Origin of the sequence: Streptomyces roseus, from assembly GCF_001044425.1 — a bacterium.
In the GTDB taxonomy this organism is placed as follows: Bacteria; Actinomycetota; Actinomycetes; order Streptomycetales; family Streptomycetaceae; genus Streptomyces; species Streptomyces roseus.
In genome coordinates, this window is sequence record NZ_LFML01000035.1 from 1 (window position 1) to 3433 (window position 3433).

4 protein-coding genes are annotated in these 3433 nt (G+C 67.8%); all 4 read left to right on the forward strand.

Going from position 1 to position 3433, the window contains the following annotated elements; all coding sequences use genetic code 11:
* The first annotated feature begins 42 nt into the window (after nt 1-42).
* Nucleotides 43-837, forward strand: a complete 795-nt coding sequence (locus tag ACS04_RS09880; protein ID WP_048476173.1) for a GntR family transcriptional regulator — start codon at nt 43-45, stop codon at nt 835-837.
* Complete coding sequence (locus tag ACS04_RS09885; protein WP_048476174.1) at nt 834-1517, forward strand: YdcF family protein; 684 nt, start codon at nt 834-836, stop codon at nt 1515-1517. The genes ACS04_RS09880 and ACS04_RS09885 overlap by 4 nt, the downstream gene beginning before the upstream one ends.
* Nucleotides 1518-1638: 121 nt before the next feature.
* Entirely contained in the window at nt 1639-2286 is a 648-nt protein-coding gene (locus ACS04_RS09890) for an HAD family hydrolase (protein ID WP_342449407.1), read from the forward strand.
* Nucleotides 2287-2980: 694 nt separating this feature from the next.
* On the forward strand, nt 2981-3328 hold the full coding sequence (locus tag ACS04_RS09895) for a hypothetical protein (protein WP_048476175.1): 348 nt from the start codon (nt 2981-2983) through the stop codon (nt 3326-3328).
* The last annotated feature ends 105 nt before the right edge of the window (nt 3329-3433 follow it).

A 3433-nucleotide genomic window follows, 5' to 3' on the forward strand; every position in this document is an offset into this window, starting at 1 on the left:
CCTGGGACTGTGTTTGACTGATTCCGACGAGAGGAGTTCGAGATGGCGCCCAAGTGGCGGGAGCTGGCGGACAAGCTGGCGGAGCAGATCAGACGGGGTGACTACGCGCCGGGCCAGCGGTTGCCGCACATCAGAGATCTGGTCGACGCGGGCGAAGGCTCCAAGTCCACCGTCCACGCCGCCTACAAGGCGCTGGAAGCGGAAGGTCTGGTCACCTCCTCCCGGGGACACGGGACTGTCGTGCGAGAGCAGGTGCCGCTGAAGCGACTCGGTATCGCCCGCTACGACAAAGCGAAGTGGCGCGACGGGGACGAGGTGGCTTTCATCGCGGACCGCGTGGCCTCGGGCCGGCCGTACCGCCGCAACAAGCAGACCCAGTCGGTCGACTTCGTTGAGGCACCTCCGGAGGCGGCGGCCGCACACGGACTCCCGGCGGGCGCACAGGTCTACGCCCGTGCCCGGCTCGTGAAGGAGGGCGATCAGCCGACACACGCGCTGACCAGCTACTACCGGCCCGAGCACGTGGAAGGTACGCGCCTGGTGGATCCGACCCCCGGCCCCGCCGGCCGAGGCGGCGGATTTCGCGTGCTCTACGACGCTGGGTACGAGATCGACCACATGAAGGAGCGAATCTTCGCCCGCACGCCGACGGCGGACGAGACGAGGCTCTTGCAGCTGCCGCCGGGCGAACCGGTCGTCGAACTGCACCGCACGACCTACACGGCTGACGGCACCGTGGTCGAATACGCCATCGGGGTGCACGCCGCCTCGCGATTCGCCTGGGAGTACGACTTCAAGGTCCCGGATTCCGCGAAGGACAGGGAAGGCCAGGAGTGATCTCGACGCAGGACTGGGCAGACACGCGGCGCCTGTGGGAGTACCACCAGATGGGCCACGCACTCCGGCCGTGCTCCGTCGCACTCGGGCTCGGCAGCCACGACCTGGGCGTAGCCGACACCGCAGTCGATCTGTACCGGACCGGCATGGCCCCCCTGCTCGTGTTCAGCGGAGCCACCAGCCCGACGACACGGGAACGGATGCCCCGCGGCGAAGCCGTGCACTACCGGGAGCGGGCGCTCGAACTTGGCGTCCCCAGCTCGGCCGTGCTGGTGGAGCCGCGAGCCCGGAACACGGGCGAGAACATCCGCTTCTCCCGGCAGCTTCTCGCGGAGGCCGGAATCGAGGTGTCCTCTGTGCTGCTCATCAGCAAGCCCTACGAAGAGCGGCGCGCGTACGCCACGGCGCGGAAGCTGTGGCCCGACGTGGAGATCGTCAGCGCTTCCAGCCCGATGACGCTGGAGGAGTACGTCGATTCCATCGGCGACGCCCGCTTGGTGATCGACATGCTGGTCGGCGCGTTGCAACGCCTACTGATCTACCCGGCGCAGGGCTTCATGATCAGCCAGCCGGTACCGGACGATGTGACCGAGGCGTACGAGCGGCTGTGCCTACGGGGCTTCACGAGCCGACTCCTGCTGGACGGGGCGGGCCAGACTCGGAGCCAAGCCCACCAGTGACGACTGGGGAGTACACCTGGGCGCAGCGAGGCATACGGTTCGAGAGCGACACGCAGACCATCGGAAGGGACTTCGACTTGACGCACGATGACCGCCTCTCCGGAGCCTCACGAACGCGCGCGTGATCTTCTTCGACTTCGACGGGCCGGTGTGCGACGTGTTCGCCGGGCTGCCCGCCCCAGAGGTCGCCAAGCAGCTCACCGCACTGCTCGCAGCTCAGGACGAGGCCGCCGGTGCCAAGGCCGCCGAGACCGACGATCCGATCGAGGTCATGCGCATCGCGCACGAGGCTGGCGACGAGATCGGCCGGATGGTGGAGCAGGCGCTAACGGCGGCCGAGGTCGAAGCCGTGGTGGTGGCCGGCCCGCCGACGCCGGGGGCGGTGGAAGCCCTCCAGGCCGTGCGTGCCTCGGGGCGGGCCGTGGCGGTGGTGAGCAATAACTCCGCCGAATGCGTCCAGCGCTTCCTGGAGGAGCACGGGTTGGGGGAGTTCGTCGCGAAGGTCATCGGTCGGCCATCTGGGCAGCCGCACCTGATGAAGCCGAACCCGTTTCCGCTGATTGGGGCGGCGGAGCAGATGCAGATGGATGTCACGCACTGCGCCCTGATCGGTGACTCGCTCACGGACATCCAGGCCGCTCACGCAGCGGGTTCGATGGTGATCGGCTACGCCAACAAGCCCCACAAGGCCGCTCTGTTCTCGGACGCGGGAGCCGATGCCGTCACGGACGACATGCAGGCCATCGCCGACGCACTCACCACGGCGTAAGCCGAGGATCAGCGGGGGACCTGTTACAGGTTTCTCTACCTCATCAAGCACCCGGCTGCGCTCCGCTCCGCCGGGCGGGCTTCCCGGCTCCGCTCGGGGCGACGCTCCTGCCTTCGGCCCGCTCCGCCCCCGCTGCGCCGACGCCCGCCCCTGCAAGGCGGGATAGGCCCAAAGGCATGAGGCAGTCCCCTACGGCCTCCGGTTCCATCTGTCACCGACATGCCTCCGGCGGGGGCGCTCCGACTCCGGGATGGCGGGGGCGCCGCGGGCGGGTGCCGGCCGAGTGGGGTTGATGCGGGGGAGCTCCCATCCCGTCTGCCATCAGCCCCCGACAAGCCGAGCAGACACGGCACCGGGCGTCCAGGTCGTTCGTACAGTGGCGCGCTCCACCTGGACGCCCGGCACCGCGCCTGCTCTACATGCCGTGGGCCGACGGCAGACGGGATGGGAGCTGGGGTAGGTGGTGGCTGGGCAGCTGGACGTCTGCCAAAGGGCTTACGCGAAGGGTGACATGTCCGGTACCGTTCTCTGCTAAGCAGTAGACGCCTGCTTGCGCTTGAGCGGTCCCACCCACGCTGGGGCTGTATGGAGAGCCAAGGGTCCCAGACTCGCGTCGAGACTGTTCCCGTTGTTCGGCGCGCCATCTGCGCGTCCCTCTGAGCGGGGAGCGTGGGTCCGCGCAGGAGTAGGAAAAATGACGGAGAACAAGGCCTTGAAGAAGGCGATCCGCAAGCACATGGCAGAGACAGGTGAGCCGTTCAATACGGCAAGGCGGAGCGTGCTCGCTTCCCACCAGGAGCCCCGTGACGGCTCCATTGGCCATGCGGCTGCCCGTGCCTACAACCCTCTTGGGTCAGTGGCGTCTCGTAGCTATAGGCCGCTGGGGTCGATCGACGTGGCCAAGCTGATCATGCCGAGGTACGACGTGGCCAAGTTCATCGCCCCGAGGTACGACGTGGCCAAGCTGATCCGGCCGAATTACGACATGGCCAAGTTCATCGGCATGTCAAGGACTCCCGTCGGCCGTGACATCAGCACCTGACACCAACAGAGCCGGATCTTGCCGGTCAGCGCTGGACGTCAGCGGCGAGCTGGCCAGGGCTGCAAACGGAACGTGCCAGGTCGCGTACCCCGGGTTGTCGACCTG

What these genes read in the sequence shown, in the direction of transcription:
- ACS04_RS09880 (WP_048476173.1), top strand. Translation starts at nt 43, where the DNA reads ATGGCGCCCAAGTGGCGGGAGCTGGCGGACAAGCTGGCGGAGCAGATC.
- ACS04_RS09895 (WP_048476175.1), top strand. Translation starts at nt 2,981, where the DNA reads ATGACGGAGAACAAGGCCTTGAAGAAGGCGATCCGCAAGCACATGGCA.